This window comes from Ralstonia sp. OTU4908, assembly GCF_038440115.1.
Lineage (GTDB): Bacteria > Pseudomonadota > Gammaproteobacteria > Burkholderiales > Burkholderiaceae > Ralstonia > Ralstonia pickettii.
In genome coordinates this window covers 1-24,509 of record NZ_JASATD010000027.1, presented here as the reverse complement: position 1 = coordinate 24,509, position 24,509 = coordinate 1, and the positions used below count along the sequence as shown (strand labels likewise).

The window sequence follows — 24,509 nt, the reverse complement described above, 5'->3', positions numbered from 1 at the left end:
GCCCCTCGACATCGCTGTTACCGCCCAATTACGGCACAGAAATGCACAAATTTAGGTGGAACGATACAGCGAACCGCCGGCTTCCGGGCGAACTTTCCGCAAGGTTCTCCAGCCCGGGCAGACAAGTGTTGCGGGATGCCATCGGAGGCCCCGCACCCCACTTCAAAAACCTTGCGAAATGGCGTGTAGATCGCTCCAGCACGGCCTTTTCGAGCGGCTTCGGATGGCATGATGCGGCCGATCAGCGTTGACAGGTCGGACAGTAAAACGTCGAGCGCTGGCCCTGCACGATCTGGCGGATCGGCGTACCGCACACCCGGCAGGGCAAACCGGCCCGGTCGTACACGAAGGCATCGAGCTGGAAGTAGCCGCTTTGTCCGTCCGAGCCGACAAAGTCACGCAGCGTGCTGCCGCCCCGTGCGATGGCATCTGCGAGCGTGGCGCGAATGGCCTCGGCCAGCGCGGCATAGCGAGGCCGGCTGATGCGACCCGCCGCCGTGGTCGGCCGGATGCCGGCGCGAAACAGGCTTTCCGAACAATAGATGTTGCCCACGCCGACCACGATGTCGCCCGCCAGCAGTGCCGACTTGATGGCCACCCGGCGCCCGCGCGTGCGGGCAAACATCCAGTCGCCGTCGAATCGCGCGTCGAAGGGCTCGATGCCGAGATTGCGGAGCAACGGATGTTCGGCCAAGCCGGCTTCGTCGCCCGCATGCCAAAGCACGGCACCAAACCGGCGCGGATCCCGATAGCGCAGTGTGATGGGTACGCCAGTTGCGTCGGCGAGTTCGATATCGACGTGATCGTGCGGGCCGGGCGGCAGCGGCGTTTCCAGCACGCGCAAGGTGCCTGTCATACCAAGATGGATGAGCAACCAGCCGCCTGCGGTTTCGGCGCGGCCGCCGGATTGTTCGACCCCGGGCATGCATTCGATGAGCAGGTATTTGCCCCGGCGCAGCAAGCGCGTGACAGTCAGACCGGCCAGCAACTCCGGCAACGCCGGATCGACGGGCCAGCGCAAGCCGTGATGGCGCACCACGACGCGCACGATACGTCGCTCCGTAATATGCGGTAGCAAACCCAGGCGAGTGACCTCGACCTCCGGCAACTCAGGCATCGAACCTCCATCCCATGTGCTGCTCCAACCTTTTTTACGATGCAGGCGATTGTAGCGGTCAGGCTACAATGCCCCGAACCCCTATCCGGAGCTTCGAGACCATGCCTCACGCCCTCTCCCATTCGCCCGCGACGCAACGCCCGCGGCGATTCCCGCGCAGCAGAACGGCCCTGCTGGCCGCGCTGCTGGCGGGAGGGCTGACGAGCCTGCCGGCATGGTCGTCGCAGTCGACGGCCGTCGCCCCGCTGATCGCCCAAGCTGCAAAGGAAGACGGCGCGGGTGATCGCGCGGCCGTGCAGATTGAACGCTCACGCCCGCGCACCGGCCTACTGAGTTCGGAGCGGACGGATCTGCCGCGTGTCGCGCTCAATGAAGACATCATGTACCGCGTGCTGGCATCGGAAGTGTCGCTGCAGCGGGGGTTGGTCGAACCGGCGTACCGCACCTATCTTGCGCTCGCGCAAGATACGCGCGACCCCCGCTTTGCCCAGCGGGCGACCGAAATCGCGTTTCTGACGCGCTCGCCCGCGCAAGCGATGACCGCGGCGCGCCTGTGGGTGGAACTGTCGCCGACGTCGATGCCGGCTCGCCAGGTACAGCAGCTCTTGCTCGTGGCCACTGGCCAGTGGTCGGAAGTCGAACCGATGCTGCAGGCGCAATTGAACAAGGTCTCGCCGGGCCAGCGTGCCGATGCCTTGCTGCAATTGCAGCAGCAGATGTCCAAGAGCAGCGATCCGGCAGGTGCCGTCGGTGCGCTGCAGCGCATCGCCTCGCATGACATGCAGCGCCCCGAAACGCATCTGGCCTTGGCCCGCGCGAAGGTCGCCGCCAAGGACACCGCCGGCGCACTGACGGAACTGGACACCGCGCTCAAGCTGCGTCCCGGGTATGAAGACGCCGCCATCCTCGCCGCCGAACTGCGTGCCGACAGCGACCCCGATGCCGCCATCACTGGCCTGCGCAGCTTCCTGAAAGCCGCGCCAGCGTCCATCGACGGCCACCTGGCGCTCGCCCGCATGTACCTCGTGCGCAATCAGCAGGACAAGGCCCGCGCTGAATTCGAAACGCTCAAGAAGATCGCGCCCAACGATGCGCGCATCACGCTTGCCCTGGGCCTGCTGAATTTGCAGCAGCGCCAGTACGACGACGCCGAGCGTTACCTGAAGGAATACGTCACGGCCACCGCCAAGTCGCCCACCCTGAGCCCAGAACCCGGCTACCAGGGCCTCGCCCAGTTGGCCGAGGAGAAGCGAGACTACGCCGGCGCGCTCGGCTGGGTCGACAAGATCACCGGTTCCGCCAACGGCGACGCCGACGGCCAGACCGCACTGGCGGCCGGCATCAAGCGCGGCCAGTTGCTCGGCAAGCTGCGCCGTATCGACGAGGCGCAACAGACCTTCGATGAACTCGTCGCTGATTCCGAAGACGTGCCCGATGGCCCGCGCCGCCAGGCCCTGATGGACGGCATCCGCCAGGCCGAAATCGGCATGCTGATGGACGCCAAGGCTTACGGCCGCGCCCGCGCCCGCGTCAATGAGCTGCTCAAAAGCGACCCGGACAACGTCGAATACACGTATCAACTGGCGATGCTCGAAGAGCACGACGGCCACTACGACAACATGGAGACGCTGCTGCGCAAGGTGATCGACCTGCGTCCCGGCCAGGCCATCGGCTACAACGCGCTCGGCTATTCGCTGGCCGATCGCAGCGTGCGCCTGCAGGAGGCGCAGGAGCTGCTGGAAAAAGCCGTGTCGCTGGCGCCGGACGATCCCTACATCGCCGACAGCCTCGGCTGGGTCAAGTACCGTCGCGGCGATCTGCCCGGCGCCACCGACATCCTGCGCAAGGCGTGGGCTGCCGCCCCGCAAGCCGAAATCGGTGCGCACCTGGGCGAAGTGCTGTGGCAATCGGGCAAGCAGGACGACGCACGCCAAGTCTGGACTGAAGCGTCCAAGCTTGACGTGAACGACACCACGCTGCGCGACACGCTGCGCCGCTTCGGCCAGCCGGTACCCAATGTTCCCGTGAGTGCAAATTGATGGCGATGCGGTTCACGCACGCGCTTGGCGCGCTGATGCTCGGCGCTGGCTGCGCGCTGTTCAGCGGCTGCACGAGCTTGCGGCCAGCCAACGATCTCTTCGCTGGTACACAAGACGCCGATACCAACATCACGCGTTATCAAGGTCGCTTCTCGGCCCGTTACACGCAGAACAACGCCGAGCAAAGCGCCGTCGGCAGCTTCCTGTGGCGCGAGCGCGGACCCGACGTGCAGCTTGAGTTGATGTCGCCGCTGGGCCAGACGCTGGCCATCGTCAGCCAAAGCAACCAAGGCGCCACGCTCGAACTGCCGAACCAGCCGCCTCGCCGCGCCCCCGAGGTCGACACGCTGATGCAGGATGCGCTCGGCTTTTCGCTGCCGGTCTCCGGCTTGCGCGACTGGCTGCGCGCCCGCCCCGCGCCCGGCACACCGGCACGCGTGGCACGCGACGCGCAATCGCGCCCCGAAACCATCGAGCAGAACGGCTGGACTGTCCACTACGTCGCCTGGACTGACGACGGCAACACCACCGATGGTGCCAAAGTCAGCATCCGCCGGCTCGATCTTGATCGGCCACAGGGCGCCAATGGTCCGCTATCGGTGCGGCTCGTGCTCGACCAGTAACGCCTCGCTTCGTCATGTCTTCCGCCCCCGTCGAGCTGCGTGATTGCCCCGCGCCCGCCAAGCTCAATCTCTTCCTGCATGTAGTCGGCCGCCGGCCAGATGGCTACCACCTGCTGCAAACCGTCTTCCAGTTGGTCGACTGGAGCGACACGCTGCATTTCGCGCGCCGCCCCGACGGCCGCCTCGTGCGCACCACCGACATCCCCGGCGTGCACGCCGATGACGACCTTGTGATCCGCGCCGCGCGCCTGCTGCAAGCGGAAACCGGCTGCACCTACGGCGTCGACATCGCGATCGAGAAACGCCTGCCGATGGGCGGTGGCCTTGGCGGCGGCTCGTCTGATGCTGCCACCACGCTGCTTGCGCTCAATCGTCTCTGGGGCCTTGATCTGCCACGCACGCAACTGATGGCGATCGGCCTGAAGCTGGGCGCCGACGTGCCCTTCTTCGTGTTCGGCCAGAACGCCTTCGCCGAGGGGATCGGCGAAGAACTCACGCCGGTCACGCTGCCGCCGGCTGCCTTCGTGGTGATTCACCCACGCGTGCATGTGCCGACCCCTGCAATTTTTTCCGATGAAGGGTTGACACGCGATACGCCACTCACCATAATTACGGACTTTCCTGACCAACAAATTGTTTTCGCTTACGGTCGCAACGACCTGCAAGCGGTGGCGGAAAGGAAATACGGCGAAATCGCCCGAGCACTTGTCTGGCTGCGTCAGTTCAGCCCTCTGGCAAGAATGACCGGATCCGGCGCCTGCGTATTTGCTCCGTTCGACAACGTTGAGCAGGCGCAAGCGGTGGCGGATCAGGTGCCTTCCGAATGGGAAGGTCGGTGTGCGGCAGGTCTGTCGCAACACCCGCTCGCAAGATTTGCTGTGTAAGGTTTGCAGTTATTGCTTCTGCAATGGAAGCAGTAACCGATCGGTTGTGTAGGGGCGTCGCCAAGCTGGTTAAGGCACCGGATTTTGATTCCGGCATGCGTAGGTTCGAATCCTTCCGCCCCTGCCATTTTCTTCCTTATGTTCCCAGCAATAGCCCGGTTGGCTTCGACCAGCCGGCGCGTCTGAAGTCAAAACAGGTGCCCCGATGAGCAGCGAAGGCTTGATGGTTTTTACCGGCAATGCCAACCCCAAACTCGCAGAAGCTGTCGTCAAGCACCTGGGCATTCCGCTAGGTAAGGCCCTCGTCGGCCGATTCTCCGATGGTGAAGTCCAGGTCGAGATCCAGGAAAACGTGCGCGGCAAGCACGTGTTCATCCTGCAATCCACCTGCGCCCCCACCAACGACAACCTGATGGAATTGATGGTGATGGTCGATGCGCTCAAGCGTGCGTCTGCCCGCCGCATCACGGCCGCCATCCCCTACTTCGGCTATGCCCGCCAGGACCGTCGTCCGCGCTCGGCGCGCGTGGCGATCACGGCCAAGGTCGTTGCCAACATGCTGGAAGTCGCCGGCGTCGAGCGCGTGCTGACGATGGACCTCCACGCTGACCAGATCCAAGGCTTCTTCGATATTCCGGTCGATAACATCTACGCGTCGCCGATCCTGCTCGAAGACCTGCGCAAGAAGAACTACGAAGACCTGCTGGTGGTATCGCCCGATGTCGGCGGCGTGGTGCGCGCACGTGCGCTCGCCAAGCAGCTCGGCGTGGACTTGGCGATCATCGACAAGCGTCGCCCGAAGGCCAACGTGGCCGAGGTGATGAACATCATCGGTGAAGTCGACGGCCGCAATTGCGTGATCATGGATGACATGATCGACACCGGCGGCACGCTGTGCAAAGCCGCGCAGGTGCTGAAGGAGCGAGGTGCCAAGCAAGTGTTCTCGTATTGCACGCATCCGGTGCTGTCGGGTGGCGCGGCCGCCCGCATTGCAGACTCGGCGCTCGACGAAGTGGTCGTGACCGACACCATCCCGCTGCGCGAAGACGCCATCAAGTGCGGCAAGATCCGTCAGCTCTCGACCGCCCCGCTGCTGGCCGAGACCTTCACGCGCATCGTGCGCGGTGATTCGATCATGTCGCTGTTTGCTGAATAATTCGGCACCCGAGCAGCTTACTGTTATAATTCAAGGCTTTACTGCAGAAAACGTCGGTTAGACGGCACTTCTGCGGTGTCCGCGGGGCGCAATATGGCGCCCCGTTCACCAGACGGCTTGGTCGCGAGTCGTCTTTTTCGTTTGGAGCAATCATGAAAGTTGTCGCTTTCGAGCGTAGCGTTCAGGGCACTGGTGCGAGCCGCCGCCTGCGCAATTCCGGCAAGACCCCGGCGATCATTTACGGCGCTGGCGCCGAGCCGAAGCTGATCGAACTCGATCACAACGCGCTGTACCACGCGCTGAAGAAGGAAGCCTTCCACTCGTCGATCCTCGACATCGAAGTGGCTGGCAAGGTGGAAAAGGCGCTGCTGCGCGACTTCCAACTGCACCCGTTCAAGCAACTGGTTCTGCACGTCGATTTCCAACGTGTATCGGCCAAGGAAAAGATCCACGTCAAGGTGCCGCTGCACTTCCTGAACCAGGAAACCGCACCGGGCGTGAAGCTGGGCCACGGCATCGTGAACCACATCCTGAACGACGTCGAAGTGTCGTGCCTGCCGGCCGACCTGCCGGAGTTCATCGAAGTGGATCTGGGTACGCTGGAAATCGGCCAGACCCTGCACATCGCTGACCTCAAGCTGCCGAAGGGCGTGACCATCCTCACCCACGGTGGCGATGAGAACCCGGCTGTTGCCAACATCAGCGTGCCGGCTGGCGAGAAGTCCGCTGCCGCCGAAGAAGGCGCTGCTGCTGCAGGCGAAGACAAGCCGGCAGCCTAAGTTGCCGCACCTCGCACTTCGGTGCGAGCAAAAAAAGCCCGCCGAGCCAGTCTCGCCGGGCTTTTTTTTCTGCCTGAGCGGGGCGAGCCGCACCGCCTCCAGGCTACGGAAAGCAGCTATGCTTGTACGATCAAGGGGCGCTGCCTGCACCTCAACCTGATACGAATCGCATGATCAAACTCATCGTCGGCCTCGGCAATCCGGGCGCCGAATATGCGGCGACGCGACACAACGCCGGCTTCTGGCTGGTCGACCAACTCGCGCGCATGGGCAACGTGACACTGCGCAACGAGACGCGCTTTCACGGCTATGCCGCGCGCGCTAACCTGTGGGGCAACGAGGTGTGGCTGCTGCAGCCGCAAACCTTCATGAACCGCTCCGGCCTGGCCACCGTGGCACTGGCCCGCTTCTACAAGGTCATGCCCGATGAAATCCTGGTCGTGCACGATGAATTGGATTTGCCGCCCGGCGCTGTCAAACTCAAGCTCGGAGGCGGATCCGGTGGACACAACGGCCTGAAGGACATTGCGGCCCATCTGACCACGCAGCAGTTCTGGCGACTGCGGCTGGGCATCGGCCATCCGCGCAATCTCTTGCCGCCGGGCACGGCAGCATCTGGCCAGCATGACGTCGCCAACTTCGTGCTCAAGGCGCCTCGCAAGGAAGAACAGGACCTTATCGACCGCGCGATCGATCAAAGCCTGGATGCGCTGCCCGAATTGATTGCCGGCGACGCCGAAAAAGCCATGATGCGCCTGCACACGGCACGCTGATCCGCTAACCCAGAGGACACCGCCATGACTCCGTGCGCCACACTCACCTCACGCGCCGCCGTGCTGGCGGGTCTGGCGCTCGGCTTGGCTGCGGCTAGCCTGCCAACGTACGCGCAGGTGTATCGCTGCAACGAGAACGGTCAGACGACCTATTCCGACCACCCCTGCGGCACGCGCGCGAAGCCCGTACCGATGATCGACAACACGCCCACGGCCGCCGACCAGAAGGCTGCCCGCGAACGCGCCACCGCGGAGGCAGCCGAAGTCCAGCAGATGGAAACCGCCCGTCGCAAAGCACAGGCGGCCGAAGACGCTCGCCAAGCCCAGATCGCGGCACAGGCGGCCGAACAGGCGCGCCGCGACCAACGGCAGAAAGTGGTGGTTGCGCAGGAAGGCGTTCGCTACTGCCATCGTGTCTACATTGGGCCACTGCCCTATCCGCAACCTTATCCGACGCCGATGCCGGTGATCCGCCAGCCTCCCGCGCCGGCTGTTGGCGCACTTCGCCAACCCGGCAACGGCCCGAAGCCGTTCGTGCAAGCACCTGTGGCGCCCACACCGATCGTGCCGCGCCCCTCGCATCCGCATTACCCGTACTACCGCATCGTCTGCGAGCCCGGCCATGCCTACGAAGGACCGGAAGATCTGCTGCCGATCCAGTAGGCGCACCGCCAACAAGACGGTAGGCACCAATGAAAAGAGACGGCCAATGCCGTCTCTTTTTTGTGTGCTCACGCCGCGCGTGGTGGTGCTGAGGTGAGCTGGGTGTACTTCTGCATCAACTGCTCGTGCGTTTCCTCATGGGCCGGGTCCTTGGGGATGCAGTCCACCGGACAGACCTGCTGGCACTGAGGCTCGTCGAAGTGGCCGACGCATTCGGTACATTTGCCCGGGTCGATCACGTAGATTTCCGGGCCCATCGAAATCGCGCCGTTGGGGCACTCTGGCTCGCATACGTCGCAATTGATGCACTCATCGGTAATTATGAGCGCCATGATGCCTTCCTTGAAATGACCGGCGAGACAGCGCTCGCCAAAGCGTCATTTTATTCCGATTTGCCCGACCCTTCCGTCTTGCCGGTCTTTTCCTTGAGCCATTTCTCGACCGACGGGAACACGAACTTGCTGACGTCACCGCCGAGCACCGCAATTTCGCGCACGAACGTGCCCGAGATGAACTGGTACTGATCCGACGGCGTGAGGAACATGGTTTCCACATCCGGCAGCAGGTAGCGGTTCATGCCGGCCATCTGGAATTCGTACTCGAAGTCCGATACGGCACGCAGGCCCCGCACGATGACGCGCGCGCCGTTCTTGCGCACGAAATCCTTCAAGAGACCGGAAAACCCCTCGACCCGCACGTTGGGGTAATGGCCGAGCACTTCACGTGCGATCTCGATGCGCTCTTCCAGCGCGAAGAACGGCCGCTTGTTGGGGCTCTGCGCCACCCCGACGATCAGCTCGTCGAAGATGTTGGACGCACGCCGCACGAGGTCTTCGTGGCCGCGCGTGAACGGATCGAAAGTGCCGGGATAAACCGCGATCACCATGGTTCCTCCACCAAGGGGAAAAGAGCATCCGCAAGCGTCGGCGTGGGACATGGCCGCGCCGGTACTGCATTCGGACACCGTTGCGTTATCGAGCGCGGCAGGTCCCGAGCCTGCCGCCTGTGCCGCCGATATCGATCGAGCGCACCCGCATTGCAGGTGCCGCCCGATGCTCATGCATCGGCCGCGAGCGGCGTAGTTTAACCGTTTTTGCGCAGCAGCAAATGTGCGTGCACCGCACCGGCGCGCAGGTGTTTGTGAAGCACCAGATCGGGGGGCACCGCGAGGCCGTCGGCCGGCTCGGCGTCATGTGAATCAGCACTCACATCCACCAGCGGCTGCGCTGCTTCAACGTAGATCACGCCTCCGGGCTTGACCACCCGCGTCGCAGCTTCCAACGCGCGCAGCGTCCAGTCCTGCGCAAACGGCGGATCGATGAACACCGCATCGAGCGCAGCGTCGGGCTGCCGAGCGAGCCAGGCAAAGGCGTCGCCCGATACGATGTCGACCATGCGTGCGCCCAGCTTGTCGCGGATGGCGTGCAACGCGCGCACGGCCGGGGCGTAGTTTTCGATGAGCGTCACGTGGGCGGCGCCGCGCGAAGCGGCCTCAAAGCCGAGCGCGCCGGTGCCGGCAAAGATGTCGGCGCAGCGCCAGCCGGTCAGGTCCTGACCGAGCCAGTTGAAGACCGTTTCGCGGACGCGGTCGCTGGTCGGGCGAAGGCCGTCGGCGTCGACCACCGGGAGCGGCGTGCGCTTGTATTGCCCGCCGATGATGCGCACCTGCTGAGGTGCGCGCGCATGCGACGTGGCGGTCTTGGCCTTGGGGCCTTTGGAGCTGGGGGTACGAGGTGCCATGGGCGCGATTTTAGGGGCTGTTGCCCCATAAAACGAGCGCAAACAAAAACCGGCGGGAAATGCCGCCGGTTTTTCGGATAAAGACCCCGTGCGTCAATTCGCGGCGGCCTTCTCCGGACCGCCCACCACGATCGTCGCCATGGTCTGCGGCTGCAGCGCGCGCTGGAATGCCGTACGCACCTGGTCACGCGTGACAGCCGCGATGCGCTGCGTCCAGGTATCCAGGTAATCGAGCGGCAGGTTGTACCAGCCGATGTTGGCCACGTTGTCCAGCAGCTTGCGGTTGCTGTCCAGGCGCAGCGGGAAGCCGTTGACGAGGTTGTCCTTGGCCGCCTTTAGCTCCACGTCGGTCGGGCCATCGGCGACGAACTTGGCAACGGTGTCACGCACCACGCCCAGCGCCTCCTCGGTCTGGTCCTTGCGCGTCTGCAGTGCCAGTTCGAACGGACCGGGCTGCGCGGCGGGCGCGAAGTAGCTGCCGATGCTGTACGTCAGGCCGCGCTTCTCGCGCACTTCGTTCGTCAGCCGCGCACTGAAACCGCCGCCACCGAGCACGTAGTTGCCGACCAGCAACGGGAAGTAATCCTTGTCGCCGCGCGCGATACCCGGTTGACCGATGATGATGGTCGCCTGCTGCGCCGGGTGCGGAATGCGGATCGTCTCCGCCTTTGCTAGCGGCATCTTCACGTCGGGCAGCCCCGGCGGCGTGGCGCCGTCAGCGGGCAGGCCGCGCGTAATTTGCTCGGCGATGGCCTCGGCTTCCTGGCGGCTGATCGCGCCGATCAGCGTCACCACGGCGCGCTTGGCCGTGTAGTTGGCCTGGTAGTAGCGCACGATGTCGTCGCGCGTGATGCTCTCCACCGTTTCCGGCGAAGCGGTCTGCCCGTACGGATGCGTGCCGTAGATGGCCTTGCCGAACGCGCGCTCGGCCAGCACCGACGGTTTGGTCAGCGATTCGCGGATCGCGGCCACCAGGCGCTGCTTGTCCCGCGCCAGCACCGCGTCGGGGAAGGTCGGCGCCGAGACGATCTGCGTCATCAGCGCGATGGCCGGGCCGCGCTCAACGGGGTCGGACAGCGTGCGCAGACGCAGGCTCGTGCGGTCACCACCGGCGCCGCCGCCAAAGCTCGCGCCCACATCGGCAAAGGCATCGGCAATCGCCGCTTCATCGCGGGCGGGCGCATTGCCCTGCGCGGCAACGCCCTTGTCGAGCATGCCCGCTGTGAGCGAGGCGAGGCCCACCTTGTTGGCGGGCTCATAGCGCGAACCCGCATCCACGTCGAGGTTGATGTCGAGCATCGGAATCGACGGGCTCGGCACGAAAAACACGCGCGCGCCGGTCGGCGCCGTCCAGTGTTCGATGGGCAGCGCGGCCAGGGCACTCTGCGCTGCCGCTGCAACAATGGCGACCAGCGCCGTCTTCAGGGTCAGAGACATGGCGCGCATCAACGCAGCCCTCCTTCATCGCGCATACCTGGAACAGGCTTGCGCGCCGGTTTATTGGGATCGATCGGTTGCGGCAGCAGCGTGGCGACGACGAGGTTGTCTTCGTTGAAATACGTCTGCGCCACGTGCTGGATCTGCGCCGACGTCACGGCCTTGATCTTCTCGAGCTGGCGATCGATGGAACGCCACGACAGGCCGCTCATCTCGTTCATGCCGATCTCCATGCCCTGGCCGAACACCGAGTCGCGCTTGTAGATCTGCGCGGCCACAACCTGCGCCTTCACGCGCTTCAGTTCAGCGTCGGTCACGCCTTCCTTGGCGATGCGTTCGATCTGCGCGCGCAGCGCCTGTTCGATCTCGGCGGTGGTGTGACCGTCGGCGGGCGAGCCGTCCATCAGGAAGATCGACGGGCCGCGGTTCAGGCCGTCGTAGCCAGCGTTGACGTCATCGGCGATCCGATTTTCGCCTTTGACGAGCTGGCTCGACAGGCGCGCGTTGTCATAGCCATCGAGCACGGCCGAGAGGACTTCCAACGCATACGGGTCGACGTCTTTTTCCACATCACTCAGGCGCGGCACCTTGTAGGCCAGCACAACGTACGGATTCTCGGCCGGCGCCTTCACCCAGATGCGCTTCACGCCGATCTGCTTGGGCTCCTCCTGCGCATAGCGGCGCGGCAGTGCATGCGGCTTGAGCTTGCCGTAGGTGCGCTGCGCGAGGCGGAAGACTTCGTCGGGTTTCACATCGCCCGCGACGATCACGGTGACGTTGTTGGGCGTGTACCAGGCGTGGTACCAGTTCTGGGCGTCCTGCACCGTCATCGTGTCGAGGTCTCCCGGCCAGCCGATGGTCGGGTTGCGGTACGGCGCGGCGTTGAACAGCGTGGCGAGCATCTGCTCATACACGGTGGAACGGGCGGAGTCGTCGATGCGCATGCGGCGCTCTTCCTTCACCACGTTCATCTCCGGCTTGAACTCCTTGTCGGTGAGCTGGAGATTGGCCATGCGATCGGCTTCGAGCCCCATCACATCGGCCAGGTGCGATTTCTCGATCTGCTGGAAGTACATCGTGAAGTCACGCGTGGTCATGGCGTTTTCGCGGCCGCCCAGGGCTGCCACGCGGCGGGAAAACTCGCCCGGGCCGACTGTCTTGGTGCCCTTGAACATCATGTGTTCGAGCATATGGGCGACACCGGTGGTGCCGTTGTGCTCGTCGATGCTCCCGGCGTGATACCAGACCATGTGCGCCACGGTAGGGGCGCGGTGGTCTTCCTTCACGATCAACTGCAGCCCATTGGGCAGCTTGTATTCGTGCGTGTCGGACTGGCTGGCGCCCACCTTGCCACCGGTGACGGCGGCGGTCGGATGCCCCGCTGCGGCAGCCAGCTCCTGCGCGCCAACATGGCAGGCCAACAGGCCCGCCGCCAGGGCCGTCGCGGCCAATTGCCAGACTCGCGACCGAGCCCGGTTTGAAACGATTCGCATGGAAGAGCGCATAAGGGCTGTCTGATAAAATTCGACGCTTGATTCTAACGGCGAAATAGACTGCCTTTTACGATGTTTAGTTTCTGGAAGAAGCGCAAGGCAGAGCCCCAACCGGCCGCCGAACCCACGCCCGCAGTGGCGCCCGAAGCCGCGCAGGCGCCTGCCCCGGCTGCCATCCCCGGCCCCGCTCCCGTACCCGCACCAGCCGCAGCACCCCAGCCTGTCGCTGCGCCGGCTCCCGTAGCCGTACCCGTCGCTGCGCCGGCCCACGTTGCCGTGCCTGACGCACCTGCCGAGCAGCCTGCGCTCGACGTGCAAGCCGACGACGTCGAAACCGTGCCCACGCCCGCCGTCATCGAACAGGCCCGCAAGGGCTGGATGTCACGCCTGCGCTCCGGCCTGTCGAAGACGAGCAAGGGCCTGACCACGCTGTTCGTCGGCGTGAAGGTGGACGAAGCGCTGTTCGAAGAGCTGGAGACCGCCCTGCTGATGGCCGATGCCGGTGTCGACGCCACCGAATACCTGCTGGCCGAACTGCGCCGCCGCATCAAGGCCCAGCGCATCGAAACCTCGGAGGGCGTGAAAACTGCCCTGCGCGACCTGCTCGTGGAGCTGCTGCACCCCCTAGAAAAAACCATGGTGCTCGGCCGCGAACAGCCAATGGTGATCATGATCGCGGGCGTCAACGGCGCCGGCAAGACGACCAGCATCGGCAAGCTGTGCAAGCACTTCCAGACCTACGGCCAATCGGTGCTGCTGGCCGCGGGCGACACGTTCCGCGCCGCCGCACGCGAGCAACTCGTGGTCTGGGGACAGCGCAACAACGTCACGGTCGTGGCGCAGGAATCGGGCGACCCGGCCGCCGTGATCTTCGATGCAGTGAACGCCGCACGCGCACGCGGCATCGACATCGTCATGGCCGACACCGCTGGCCGCCTGCCGACACAGTTGCACCTGATGGAAGAGCTGAAGAAGGTGCGCCGCGTGACCGCCAAGGCGATGGCGACGGCGCCGCACGAAACGCTGCTGGTGATCGACGGCAACACGGGGCAGAACGCCCTCGCACAAGTTAAAGCCTTTGATGAAGCGCTTGGCCTCACCGGCCTGATCGTCACCAAGCTGGACGGCACCGCTAAGGGCGGCATCCTGGCCGCGATTGCGCGGCAGCGGCCGGTGCCGGTCTACTTCATCGGCGTGGGCGAGCAGGTGGAGGATCTGCAGCCGTTTTCGGCGCGGGAATTTGCGGATGCGTTGTTGGGATAACGTCCTGCGAAACCTTGTTGCACAGAAACGCCCTGAATTGTTCAGGGCGTTTCCATTTGCGGTCGAACTTATCGGTGCTCAGCATTTACCAGCACATACCAGCACATCGCGTGTGTTAAAGCTCAACTAGTCGCCCTCTGATCAGCATGCCCTCTGCGCTGAGTTCAAACATTCAACGAATTGGAATTGTCTGATTGAGATTCAGCGCATGGCGCCGCTCCAATGGAGCACTTCAGCGAAGTGCTCTCATGTGGAGATGGCAGATGCAAAACACACAATCCGGCAAGGTCTACGTCGCGGCATTCAACGGCGCGAAGACAGCCAACGGCGGCGAGATCATTCAGGGCTCCTGCAGCATCCGAGATAGCGGACCCACGCTCTTGCTTGTAGGCGATGAAGCTGTCTACCCAGACGGCAGCACGGCCGTCATTACTGCGGGTGCAGGCATTGCACTAGTGGGCGATGACCGGCCTGCTGCCATCATTGGCAGCCCACTAAGCAACGGCGACACCATTGTTTCATCGCCAATCACGGCCCTAACTTTCGATGAACCGGCGGACGCGCCCATCATCGGCCTGCTTGACCCGGCATACCGTCCGGAGCCGGCGACCGACAGCGTGATCTGAGGGGGCCGATCATGGAATACATGCGCCCCGGCCTCAGGCATGGTGACTTAACAACGACGGGTGGCGTCATAACTGCCACCGGCAGGATGCGGTTCCACGGCAAAGAGGTGGCTGCGGAAGGGGATCTGGCAACTTGCCCAGCCTGCAAATCCATGGGCTACCTAGTCAATGACGCCTACCCAGCGTTCGGGCTTCCGAGCGGTCGTCAGCTCGCCATTCAAGGTGCGTGGATTTTCTGCAAATGCGCCAATCCCCCTCGCGCCATTGCTTCGACGGACAAGTTTCGGGTTGCGGTGAATCGAGCGGGGAGTATTGCTCAGGGGCATGCCGGAGTGCTGCCGTTGTCATCTGTGCCATCGGGTGCTCCCGACTATGTTCAGCAGCGCGAGTCTGTGCATGACCGTATTCACCCCGACGAGGAAGACATTGTCGAGCAGTACTACGAACTCGTTGATGCAGACACAGGCCAACCCGTGCCAGGTTATCGCTATGACCTGCTAACCAACGGCAAACGTAGTAGCCAGGACGCAGCACTCATTGATGGACGCAGCGTCATCGTGCGTGGCGGACTTTCGATTGGCATTGTCCTGTGGCTCGATAAATCGCGGGAGGCCCAAGCATGAGCCAATCAGCAATATCCAATTTGGCGCCTGAGGAGCGCCTTCTGGCAGCCATCGCGTATGGAGAATCTTCTACACAAAACAAGTACGAAGAGATGGCTGCCCTCGCCAGTGTCATGGTCCGCCAGATGAAGGCTCGCGGCTATCAATCAATCGAAGCTTTCACCTCGAAAGACCCGACGTTTTCGTTTGTACGAACGGACGGAAACAAGCGGTATGCCCTGCTAATGGAGGCCACAGCAGATGAAATTGGGAAGAGCGCACCAATGACCCACGCAGTCAGGGCTGCGAGGAACGCTTTCTCCGGTGGATTTGATTACTCGAATGGCGCCTATTTTTGGGACGGCGCAGATATCAAGTCAAACTATTCGAAGCATTCGAAGGTATGGCATGGCGTGCGCGTCGACCCAGCTCACAACGTGTACGGGATTCCTGATTCAAGGAGAACAAAAATCCTCTACAAGACCGTCAAGAAGAAAGTCAACGGGAAGACGGCCTCAGTGCAAGAAGAGGTAGGTCGATACTCATGGGCCTACGAATCTACGGCGGGCGTTGGCGGCACGATCTTCTGGCGTTACAGCAGAGACTTCGTCAACGTCACTCGCGCAAAGAAGTACAAGTGATTAGATCGATTGCTGCATCGATACTGTGCCTTCTTTCCCTGCAAGCACGCGCTAGCGCTCCATCCGATTCAATCGTGGACAGTTGCCTTCTATTCGACAAGCCGGTCCGCAGCACGATTTCCATCCTTCCGATCGATGGGGCAGAGGTTCTCCAAGATGACTACGAAGTACCCGGTTACACGGTCTTTAGGCCTGGCTTTAAGTCAAACAGTCTCGGCGTTGGCTATGCGACAAGTAAGCACGGCAACGATGATTTCGTGATAGTGGGTCGCCATCGGGGATACATCAGCCGGGCAATCCCACGCGGGCAGTACAAACCTCAACGGATCGAACCGCCTGAACGGGCCCTGTACGCGGTGATTCGCGAGGATGCCCAGCAGTACGTTTGCCTTGTCGAGAGCAACGGCAATGGAAGTGCAGCCTTTGTGCGGTCCGCTTTCGTAGCCCGCATTCCGCCCGACAGAAATGCCGGGCTCACGCTTTATTTCAAGGTGGCGGACATCAAGAAACTCAAGACATTCACTGAGGGCAGTCGCTGATCAACGGATGGGCATTGAAATGCATAGCCTCCTAGGCTACGCGCTGCTACTCCCAGCCACACGGCGTTTATGATGTATCTCACTAAAATAATCGCCCCAATCTTGGTAACCGTATCGGGCTTCGCCTTTTTCTCCTCGAATAACAAATCCGATTGCCTGAAACATCTTGGAGGCGGATATGGGGATGCGCAATGTTACCAAGTATCAAGAATTAATTTTATCAAAGAGAATGAAATAATTTACAAGAGTATTTTGAAATCAATTCCCCATGGAAATTTTCATGCTCGACTACTAGACGAATACATGAATTCGCAATCGCACGCTGAAAAATTTTGCGAGCTGCAACGAGACGCGGGCGCAAAATGGGAAAAGAGTTCCGATGGAACTATGTATCCTGCAGTTTATGAGGGATGCCTCTATGAACTCAGGAAGGCACAAAATTCATTCCTTAAAAATATTCTAGAAATGTCAAAATGGTAAAGAAGAGGCAAAATAGAAACATAGATAAAAGCAAAATACGCTTCTCAGCGGGATTTTTCTTTCTTCTCAATTCGAGACTCAGGAGTTATGGCTTCTCGAGGCGAAAAATCCGGTCAAGCACAGCTATAGCCTCCTTGACAACAGCTGCTCGTCGAATGTGGCTGACGTGCTGAACTTGGTGGGGATCGTTGCCTATGACCCCCGTTGGTCAGCCTTTGGCATGGTGAGCCCCGAAGACATTGCTGTTGGTTTGTCTCGCTCGAAGCGGGTCAAGGAAAAACGGTTTTGCGCCAAGGAGAGTCCATGAGGATTTCTGTCCCAATGCTTCTACTGAATGCCCTGGTAGCCACCGCATGCTCAAGAGAACATGCAGCTGCAGTGTGGACAGCGAAGCAAAGTGCCTCCGCCTATGCTTCAGAAGAGGACACCGAAGACCGGGTCTTGTTCACCTTGGTGCCCGGCGACACATGCACCCCACTGCGCAGCGTGGTCATGAAGGTCTATCTCCACACCGAGATTCAGTGCAAGAATGGGCGTGGCTGGGTCATCGACAGGCAGAATTTTGATATCCAGCCAGCCCGTATCAGATCTGGCGCTGCGCAGCACTCCACGTCGTCGTCACCGGACTGATTGTGAAGTGCGCTCGCTTCTACTTGCCGTGATCATTTTCATGGGCGCATCTTCAGCAGCAGCGCCGACGATTACTCAGCATCTTGGTTCCTTCTCTAACCAGCGCACTGTGGGGAGTACAGACGACCCACATACTGAGGGGTATAGCCTTGATCTTTACCGTGAGGGGAAACGGATCTTCGGAAAGCTGTGCGTGTCGACCGGGATCGAAACGCCGTGCGGCATCATCGATAACGCTCAGATCATCCCTTCGACAAGCGCCATCAGATTTCGGGCAAAGTTGTCGACTGGCACTGAGTTCAGCCGAAGCTCAGGTCCGCAAGGGCGCCCATCACGAGATCTATTCGAGTTTGCCGGCACGATCGGCGCCAGCGCTGTAAAAGGTCGCCTCGTACATCGAAGCGGTTATGACGCGGAGAGCGCCATTCAATCTCAACGCATCGTGCTACGCCGAATCCATACGAGCACGTCGCCGGGCGGGTACGCCGAATGGTCCAAAGACCCCACCAACGTACCCGCTGATTGGTGACTTTCAACTTTTCGACAGACGGGCGGCGCCGCAGAAGGAAACGACGACGCCCCTCCAAACATTGGCTATGGCTCTGCGCCCCCATCCCTTGCTCTATTTGCAAGCAATCACAGCCCTGTCTTTTGCAATGCCGCCCGGCACAACGTACGCAAACTGCCCGCACGTGCTCACCGGCAAGCCGAGCTATCAAGCTGAAACCTCACTCTCTGTTCCATCGCGTTCGGCAGAAAATGTGTTTCGTAGAGCGGTGAATGAACAAGCTGGCTTGGACTTTGACGAGGCAAAACTATTCTTTGACTGCTTGAAGGACGCGACCAAGCGCGATGACAAGACTGCCCTCAGCCGGCTCGTCCAATACCCCTTGCGCATCCATGCTCTAGACCGAGCAAGCACCATCGCGACGCCGGTGGCATTTAGAAAGCAGTACCCGTTGATCTTCAACCAACGCGTGAAGGACGCGATCGAAGCACAACGATTTGAGGATGTGTTCGTGAGCTACCGGGGCATCATGATCGGGAACGGCGAGGTTTGGATCAGCGGCATCACGGAACGAGGCCGAAGTAAGCCGACGATCAAGATCATCTCCATCAACAACTAGCGAACTGACTTTTGTTCCTAGGGTTGGATGTCCGATGGAAAAAAAGGCGCCGCCACCGCGACGCCCCACATCCCAATCACGCCGCATCCGGCTGCACCGCAGGCGCAGCCCTCTGAAACGCCTCCTGCGCCATGCAGTGCTCAAAGATGCGCGCAAGCGTCGGGTAATCCTCCACCGCCACATCAAACCGCTTGCCGTTGAACACCTGCGGCACGAGGCACACGTCGGCCAGCGTCGGCGTGTCGCCAACACAGTAGGCGCCGGTCAGCGGCGACTGTGACAGCCGCGTTTCCAGCGCCGCAAACCCCAGCTTCACCCAGTGGCGATACCACTCGTTGCGCGCTTCTTCTTCCACGTTGAACGTGTGCTTCAGATACTTCAGCACGCGCGGGTTGTTGAGCGGATGGATCTCGCATGCGATCGCCAGCGCAATCGCGCGGATATGCGCGCGATTACTCGCCGAACCCGGCAGCAGCGTGGGCTCGGGATGCGTCTCTTCCAGATACTCGACGATGGCCAAAGACTGGTTCAGCACGTCGTTGCCATCGCACAGCACGGGCACCAGCGCATCGGGGTTCAGCTTGACGAAGTCTGGGGCCAGTTGCTCGCCCTTGAGCAGGTGGACCGGCGCGTAGTCGTACGGCAGGCCCTTGACCTCCAAGGCAATACGCACGCGGAATGACGCCGAACTGCGGAAATAGTTGTACAGCTTGATCGACATGGCTTCTGACTCTTCTAGCGGGTCTATCAAATCACCTTCACGTGCAGCTCTCCCACGCCGTCGATCTTGCCGACCATCAGGTCGCCGACGACGACCGGGCCAACGCCTTCGGGCGTGCCGGTGTAGATCAGATCGCCGGGGCGCAGCTCGAACAGGCGCGACAGATACGCAATGGTTTCCGGCACCGACCAGATCAGGTCGGACAGGTCACCGCGCTGGTGTTCGCGGCCGTTGACCGACAGCGTGATGGCACCCTTGTCCGGACGCGCCACATCCTTGGCCGGCACGATCGGGCCGATGGGGGCGGAGCCGTCGAATGCCTTGCCGGTTTCCCACGGGCGGCCACCCTTCTTGGCGGCGTTCTGCAGGTCGCGGCGCGTCATGTCCAGGCCGATGGCGTAACCGTAGATATGGTTGGCTGCGGTTTCCACGGCGATGTCGCGCCCGCCCGTGCCGATGGCGACCACGAGTTCGATCTCGTAGTGGCAATCGCGGGTTTCAGTCGGGTAAACGAACTGGCCGGTCTCGCCGTCTGCGATGTAGCGCACGGCGTCGGCCGGCTTGCAGAAGAAGAACGGCGGTTCGCGGTCGGGATCGGAACCCATCTCGCGCGCGTGGGCGGCGTAGTTGCGGCCGACGCAGTACACACGGCGCACCGGAAACTGGCCATGCCCGCCACGCACGGGAATGCCATTGACGGCGGGCGGGGTGACGACGAATTCGGTCATGCGGGTCTCCTCGGACTAAGCTGGATTGGAACAGGTGGGAAACTGCGGCCACCGCCCCCGGCGACCGACGAGTTTGCGAGAATACACCCGCACCGCCCCGGCGCGGTTCTTGCATAAGCGACGTGCACCCTGCCCCACTTTGCACCATGCAAGCGAAACCGCCCACCCCATCCGCCCCGCCCGCTGCCAACCTCCCGGCCGCGCCGATGCGCGTGCTGCTGGTGCGCGATCCGCTCGACGCCGAACAGATCAATCTGGAGCTGATCCGCGCCGGGCTGGCCGAGGCCGGCTTCGTGGACGTCGGCTTGGCGGATGCCGACCTGACGCTGCCCGAGCGCATCGCCGAGACCCAGCCCGACATGGTGATCGTCGCCTCCGAATCGGCCGCGCGCGACACCATCGAGCACGTCTGCGTGGCCACGCAGCATGCTCCACGCCCCATCGTGCTGTTCACCGACAACGACGACGCCACGCGCATCAAGACGGCGTTTGCCGCCGGCATCACCGCCTACATCGTCGACGGCATCAAGCCCACGCGTGTGAAGGCCGTGCTGGACGTCGCCTATGCCCGCTTCGAACACGAGCGTGAATTGCGGGCCGAGCTGGACACCGCCAAGACGCAACTCGCCGAGCGCAAGGTGCTCGAGCGCGCCAAGGGCCTGCTGATGAAGCAGATGAACCTGTCGGAAGACGACGCCTTCAAGCGCCTGCGCAAGATGGCGATGGATCGCAACATCAAGCTGGTGGAAGCCGCCCAACGCGTGATCGATGTGATGGCCGGCTGAGCGGTCAGACCACCGCCCAGTTTTGGTGCGTCGCACAACTCCGGCGCTGGAAACGCACCAGTCGCGCGCGGCGTCCCGAACCTCGCACGCCGAGTTCCGAACCCCAACCGCCGAGCTAAAAGCCTCGCGCGCCGAGTTCTGAACCTCAACCGCCGAGCTAAAAGCCTCACGCGCCGAGTTCCGAGCCCCAACCGCCGAGCTAAAAGCCTCACGCGCCGAGTTCCGAGCCTCAACCGCCGAGCTAAAAGCCTCGCGCGCCGAGCTCCGAGCCTCAACCGCCGAGCTAAAAGCGTCGCGCGCCGAGTTCTGAACCTCAACCGCCAAGCTAAAAGCCTCGCACGCCGAGCTCCGAGCTCGGAACGCCGAGAAAAAAGCTCGGCGCGTGGAGATCGGAACGCGGAACGCCAGCATGCATCTCTCAACGTTGGCATACCCCTTGCAAGTGTCGCTGCGAAGCCGGTGCCAACGTGGGTACCGGCACGGGACAACGGCGTCCCGATGCACGGCAGCGCGCCCCTCTTTCGGATGGGTGGCGGTCGCGCGTCGGGACGCTTTTTCTTTGGAGCCATGGATGGCCGCGCCAGACAAGACCGACGCTCTCGTCAACCCGATCAACCCGAAGCGCCGCAGCATCATGAAAGCCGCGGCGACGATTGCAGGAGGCAGTGCCGTGGCATTGATCGATCCGCTGGTGCGTGCCGGTGCCTGGGCCGCCGGTTCCGATGCGCCCGAGAAGACGGAGTTGAAGGTGGGTTTCATCCCGCTCACGGACTGTGCCTCGGTGGTCATGGCGTCCACGCTCGGCATCGACAAGAAGTACGGCATCAAGATCACGCCGTCGAAAGAGGCCTCGTGGGCCGGCGTGCGCGACAAGCTGGTATCGGGCGATCTGGATGCGGCGCACGTGCTCTACGGCCTGATCTACGGCGTGCAGCTCGGCATTGGCGGCCCCAAGAAAGACATGGCCGTGCTGATGACGCTCAACAACAACGGCCAGGCCATCACGCTGTCGTCCAAGCTGAAGGAAGCGGGCGTCAAGGATGGCGCGTCGTTGAAGGCCGTGATGGCAAAAGACAAGCGCGAATATGTGTTCGCGCAGACCTTCCCGACCGGCACGCATGCGATGTGGCTGTATTACTGGCTGGCCGCGCACGGCATCCACCCGCTGCAGGAAGCGAAGGCGATCACCGTGCCGCCGCCGCAGATGGTGGCCAACATGCGCGTGGGCAATATGGACGGCTACTGCGTGGGCGAGCCGTGGGGTGCCCGCGCGATTGCGGACAACATCGGCTTTACCGCCGAGACAACACAGGCCATCTGGAAAGACCACCCCGAGAAGGTGCTCGGCACCACGGCGGAGTTCGTGCAAAAGTATCCGAACACCGCGCGTGCGCTCACGGCCGCGGTGCTGGAGGCAAGCAAGTTCATTGATGCATCCGCATCGAACCGCCGCAAGACGGCCGAGACCATCGCCGCCAAGTCCTACGTCAACACCGACATGGACATCATTCTCGACCGCATGCTCGGCCGCTATACGAATGGCCTGGGCAAGACGTGGGACGACCCGGACCCGATGCGCTTCTATCACGACGGCGCGGTCAACTTCCCGTACCTGTCGGACGGCATGTGGTTCCTCACGCAGCACAAGCGCTGGGGCCTGCTGAAGGCGCATCCGGATTACCTGGCCGTCGCAAAGCAGGTCAACCGCATCGACATCTTCAAGCAGGCGGCAACCGCCACCGGCACGCCGCTGCCCAAGAGCGACATGCGCACGGCCAAGCTGATCGACGGCGTGGTGTGGGATGCGAAGAACCCCGCCGCGTATGCCGACGGCTTCAAGCTGAAAGCCTGACGCCGCCGTCCGTCCGAATTTCCGATTGCGGTACCTCACATCGATGGAGCCCGACATGAACACGCTCGTCAAAACGTTGTCTGGCGTGCAGTCCGACGCCGCCCCTGAGCATCGCCGGTTCGCTGTGCGGGACTGGTTTGTCGCTGCCGTGGTGCGCGGCTTTCCGCCCGTTCTGGGCTTGGTCCTCTTCGTGCTGGCGTGGCAGGGCATTGCCACGGCCATCCCCGCATTGCCGACACCGGCGGTGACGTGGAAAGCAGCGGTCGCCTTGTTTGCCGATCCGTTCTATCGCAATGGCCCCAATGACCAGGGTGTGGGCTGGAACGTGCTGGCCTCGCTGGCGCGCGTGGGTGCGGGCTTCGGCATGGCGGCTGTCATCGGCATTCCGGCGGGCTTCCTGATCGGGCGCTTTGCGTTTCTCAACGCGATGGCCTCGCCCATCATCAGCCTGCTGCGGCCGGTGTCGCCGCTGGCGTGGCTGCCGATCGGGCTGCTGCTGTTCAAATCGGCCAACCCGGCGGCCATCTGGGCGATCTTCATCTGCTCGATCTGGCCGATGGTGATCAACACCGCCGTGGGTGTCACGCGCGTGCCGCAGGACTACCTGAACGTGGCGCGTGTGCTGAACCTGTCTGAGTGGAAGGTGTTCACGCGCGTGCTGTTTCCCGCCGTGCTGCCCTACATGCTGACGGGTGTGCGATTGTCCATCGGCACGGCGTGGCTGGTCATCGTGGCGGCCGAGATGCTCACCGGCGGTGTCGGCATCGGCTTCTGGCTGTGGGACGAGTGGAACAACCTGAAGGTCGAACACATCGTCATCGCGATCTTTGTGATTGGCGTGGTGGGCTTGCTGCTCGAGCACGCGCTGCTGGCGATTGCGCGGCGCTTCTCGTACGACGCGGTTTGAGGAAAAAGGGGGAGCGCCATGACAGACAAATTCCTGCGCATTGAAAACGTCGGGCAGACGTTCAAGACCAAACGCGGTCCGTTCGTCGCCCTGCGCGATATCGACCTGACGGTGGCGCGCGGTGAGTGCATCGCGCTCATCGGGCACTCGGGCTGCGGTAAGTCGACGTTGCTCAATCTCATTGCCGGCCTCACGCGGCCGACAACGGGTGGGTTGATCCTGGCCGAGCGCGAGATTGCCGGGCCGGGGCCGGACCGGGCGGTGGTGTTTCAGAACCATTCGCTGCTGCCGTGGCTCACGTGCTTTGACAACGTCTATCTCGCCGTCGAGCGCGTCTTCGGCACGAGCGAGACCAAAGCGCAGTTGCGTGATCGCACGCATGCGGCGCTGGCACTGGTCGGCTTGTCGCATGCCGAGCAGAAGCATCCGCATGAAATCTCGGGCGGGATGAAGCAGCGTGTCGGGATCGCTCGCGCATTGTCCATGGAGCCGAAGGTGCTGCTGATGGATGAGCCCTTTGGCGCGCTGGATGCACTCACGCGGGCGCATCTGCAGGATGAGCTGCTGAAGATCGTGGCGGCGACCGGCAGCACGGTGGTGATGGTGACCCACGATGTGGATGAAGCGGTGCTGTTGGCGGACCGCATCGTGATGATGACGAATGGGCCGGCTGCGACGATTGGTGAGGTGTTGACGGTGGATTTGCCGCGGCCGCGGGATCGGATGGCGTTGGCGGAGGATCCGACTTATCACGCTTGTCGGACGGCGGTGTTGGATTTTCTTTATCGGAAGCAGAGGCATCCGGTGGCGGAGGCGGCCTGAATTATTGTGTTTTGCTTGTTGGTTTTGAGGTTGGTGGTTGGCCTCTGTTTCGTCCCCTGCCGGGGCCGACTCACTTTCTTTG

At 62.5% G+C, this 24,509-nt stretch carries 26 protein-coding genes and 1 tRNA gene; 19 read left to right on the top strand and 8 right to left on the bottom strand.

From position 1 onward, the window contains the following. Positions 1–241 precede the first annotated feature (241 nt). Positions 242–1,117: a bifunctional DNA-formamidopyrimidine glycosylase/DNA-(apurinic or apyrimidinic site) lyase gene (gene mutM, locus AAHM38_RS19180; protein ID WP_116576622.1), complete on the bottom strand. Its 876-nt coding sequence runs from the start codon at positions 1,115–1,117 to the stop codon at positions 242–244. Positions 1,118–1,218: 101 nt separating this feature from the next. Between mutM and AAHM38_RS19175 the strand changes: the two genes are divergently transcribed. The 8 genes from AAHM38_RS19175 (at position 1,219) to AAHM38_RS19140 (ending at position 8,034) form a co-directional block, all read left to right on the top strand. Beyond that, a complete protein-coding gene (locus AAHM38_RS19175) occupies positions 1,219–3,156 on the top strand; it encodes a tetratricopeptide repeat protein (RefSeq protein WP_116576623.1) in 1,938 nt (645 codons plus the stop codon). After that, positions 3,156–3,779, top strand: a complete 624-nt coding sequence (gene lolB, locus AAHM38_RS19170; protein ID WP_012761089.1) for a lipoprotein insertase outer membrane protein LolB — start codon at positions 3,156–3,158, stop codon at positions 3,777–3,779. Before AAHM38_RS19175 ends, lolB begins: the two co-directional genes overlap by 1 nt. Positions 3,780–3,793: 14 nt before the next feature. Continuing rightward, entirely contained in the window at positions 3,794–4,663 is an 870-nt protein-coding gene (gene ispE / locus AAHM38_RS19165) for a 4-(cytidine 5'-diphospho)-2-C-methyl-D-erythritol kinase (RefSeq protein WP_116576624.1), read from the top strand. 50 nt (positions 4,664–4,713) lie between these two features. Next, positions 4,714–4,790, top strand: a tRNA-Gln gene (locus AAHM38_RS19160). A gap of 78 nt (positions 4,791–4,868) precedes the next feature. After that, positions 4,869–5,819 (top strand): ribose-phosphate pyrophosphokinase, encoded by a 951-nt coding sequence (locus AAHM38_RS19155; RefSeq protein ID WP_004633415.1) that lies wholly within the window; start codon positions 4,869–4,871, stop codon positions 5,817–5,819. Between the two features lie 152 nt (positions 5,820–5,971). Then, a complete protein-coding gene (locus tag AAHM38_RS19150; RefSeq protein ID WP_004633417.1) occupies positions 5,972–6,598 on the top strand; it encodes a 50S ribosomal protein L25/general stress protein Ctc in 627 nt (208 codons plus the stop codon). Between the two features lie 170 nt (positions 6,599–6,768). After that, positions 6,769–7,371, top strand: a complete 603-nt coding sequence (gene pth / locus AAHM38_RS19145) for an aminoacyl-tRNA hydrolase (protein WP_116576625.1) — start codon at positions 6,769–6,771, stop codon at positions 7,369–7,371. Between the two features lie 24 nt (positions 7,372–7,395). After that, positions 7,396–8,034: a DUF4124 domain-containing protein gene (locus AAHM38_RS19140; protein ID WP_116576626.1), complete on the top strand. Its 639-nt coding sequence runs from the start codon at positions 7,396–7,398 to the stop codon at positions 8,032–8,034. 68 nt (positions 8,035–8,102) lie between these two features. Here AAHM38_RS19140 and AAHM38_RS19135 read toward each other — a convergent pair whose 3' ends face one another. The 5 genes from AAHM38_RS19135 to AAHM38_RS19115 form a co-directional block, all read right to left on the bottom strand. After that, positions 8,103–8,366, bottom strand: coding sequence for a YfhL family 4Fe-4S dicluster ferredoxin (locus AAHM38_RS19135; RefSeq protein WP_004633424.1), 264 nt, complete (start codon positions 8,364–8,366; stop codon positions 8,103–8,105). 50 nt (positions 8,367–8,416) lie between these two features. After that, entirely contained in the window at positions 8,417–8,920 is a 504-nt protein-coding gene (gene coaD, locus AAHM38_RS19130) for a pantetheine-phosphate adenylyltransferase (RefSeq protein WP_004633426.1), read from the bottom strand. Between the two features lie 197 nt (positions 8,921–9,117). Then, positions 9,118–9,774: a 16S rRNA (guanine(966)-N(2))-methyltransferase RsmD gene (rsmD, locus tag AAHM38_RS19125; protein WP_116576627.1), complete on the bottom strand. Its 657-nt coding sequence runs from the start codon at positions 9,772–9,774 to the stop codon at positions 9,118–9,120. Between the two features lie 93 nt (positions 9,775–9,867). Beyond that, a complete protein-coding gene (locus AAHM38_RS19120; RefSeq protein ID WP_116576628.1) occupies positions 9,868–11,220 on the bottom strand; it encodes a M16 family metallopeptidase in 1,353 nt (450 codons plus the stop codon). Further along, complete coding sequence (locus AAHM38_RS19115) at positions 11,220–12,716, bottom strand: M16 family metallopeptidase (protein ID WP_165835801.1); 1,497 nt, start codon at positions 12,714–12,716, stop codon at positions 11,220–11,222. The genes AAHM38_RS19120 and AAHM38_RS19115 overlap by 1 nt, the downstream gene beginning before the upstream one ends. Before the next feature lie 60 nt (positions 12,717–12,776). Between AAHM38_RS19115 and ftsY the strand changes: the two genes are divergently transcribed. The 7 genes from ftsY (at position 12,777) to AAHM38_RS19080 (ending at position 18,612) form a co-directional block, all read left to right on the top strand. Then, positions 12,777–13,967: a signal recognition particle-docking protein FtsY gene (ftsY, locus tag AAHM38_RS19110; RefSeq protein WP_116576630.1), complete on the top strand. Its 1,191-nt coding sequence runs from the start codon at positions 12,777–12,779 to the stop codon at positions 13,965–13,967. 263 nt (positions 13,968–14,230) lie between these two features. After that, positions 14,231–14,593, top strand: coding sequence for a PAAR domain-containing protein (locus tag AAHM38_RS19105; protein WP_012761081.1), 363 nt, complete (start codon positions 14,231–14,233; stop codon positions 14,591–14,593). An 11-nt stretch (positions 14,594–14,604) separates the two neighbouring features. Next, entirely contained in the window at positions 14,605–15,216 is a 612-nt protein-coding gene (locus tag AAHM38_RS19100; protein ID WP_012761080.1) for a PAAR domain-containing protein, read from the top strand. Then, positions 15,213–15,836 (top strand): hypothetical protein, encoded by a 624-nt coding sequence (locus tag AAHM38_RS19095; RefSeq protein WP_116576631.1) that lies wholly within the window; start codon positions 15,213–15,215, stop codon positions 15,834–15,836. The genes AAHM38_RS19100 and AAHM38_RS19095 overlap by 4 nt, the downstream gene beginning before the upstream one ends. A 74-nt stretch (positions 15,837–15,910) precedes the next feature. Next, positions 15,911–16,375, top strand: a complete 465-nt coding sequence (locus AAHM38_RS19090) for a hypothetical protein (RefSeq protein ID WP_258035441.1) — start codon at positions 15,911–15,913, stop codon at positions 16,373–16,375. A 783-nt stretch (positions 16,376–17,158) separates the two neighbouring features. Then, positions 17,159–17,485 carry a hypothetical protein gene (locus AAHM38_RS19085; protein ID WP_012761077.1) on the top strand — a complete coding sequence of 109 codons (327 nt, stop codon included), beginning with the start codon at positions 17,159–17,161 and terminating at the stop codon, positions 17,483–17,485. A gap of 596 nt (positions 17,486–18,081) precedes the next feature. Then, positions 18,082–18,612: a hypothetical protein gene (locus AAHM38_RS19080; RefSeq protein ID WP_125472868.1), complete on the top strand. Its 531-nt coding sequence runs from the start codon at positions 18,082–18,084 to the stop codon at positions 18,610–18,612. Between the two features lie 76 nt (positions 18,613–18,688). Here the strand turns inward: AAHM38_RS19080 and maiA are convergent, their stop codons facing one another. After that, the gene (maiA, locus tag AAHM38_RS19075) at positions 18,689–19,333 is read right to left on the bottom strand and encodes a maleylacetoacetate isomerase (protein ID WP_012761075.1); all 645 of its coding nucleotides are present in this window, start codon (positions 19,331–19,333) and stop codon (positions 18,689–18,691) included. 26 nt (positions 19,334–19,359) lie between these two features. Continuing rightward, positions 19,360–20,061: a fumarylacetoacetate hydrolase family protein gene (locus AAHM38_RS19070; RefSeq protein WP_116576634.1), complete on the bottom strand. Its 702-nt coding sequence runs from the start codon at positions 20,059–20,061 to the stop codon at positions 19,360–19,362. A gap of 146 nt (positions 20,062–20,207) precedes the next feature. Between AAHM38_RS19070 and AAHM38_RS19065 the strand changes: the two genes are divergently transcribed. The 4 genes from AAHM38_RS19065 (at position 20,208) to AAHM38_RS19050 (ending at position 24,427) form a co-directional block, all read left to right on the top strand. Further along, positions 20,208–20,846: an ANTAR domain-containing response regulator gene (locus AAHM38_RS19065; RefSeq protein WP_116576635.1), complete on the top strand. Its 639-nt coding sequence runs from the start codon at positions 20,208–20,210 to the stop codon at positions 20,844–20,846. A 571-nt stretch (positions 20,847–21,417) separates the two neighbouring features. Continuing rightward, positions 21,418–22,698, top strand: coding sequence for a CmpA/NrtA family ABC transporter substrate-binding protein (locus tag AAHM38_RS19060; protein WP_102064438.1), 1,281 nt, complete (start codon positions 21,418–21,420; stop codon positions 22,696–22,698). A gap of 55 nt (positions 22,699–22,753) precedes the next feature. Then, positions 22,754–23,605, top strand: a complete 852-nt coding sequence (gene ntrB, locus AAHM38_RS19055; RefSeq protein ID WP_116576636.1) for a nitrate ABC transporter permease — start codon at positions 22,754–22,756, stop codon at positions 23,603–23,605. Positions 23,606–23,623: 18 nt separating this feature from the next. After that, on the top strand, positions 23,624–24,427 hold the full coding sequence (locus AAHM38_RS19050) for an ABC transporter ATP-binding protein (protein WP_116576637.1): 804 nt from the start codon (positions 23,624–23,626) through the stop codon (positions 24,425–24,427). The last annotated feature ends 82 nt before the right edge of the window (positions 24,428–24,509 follow it).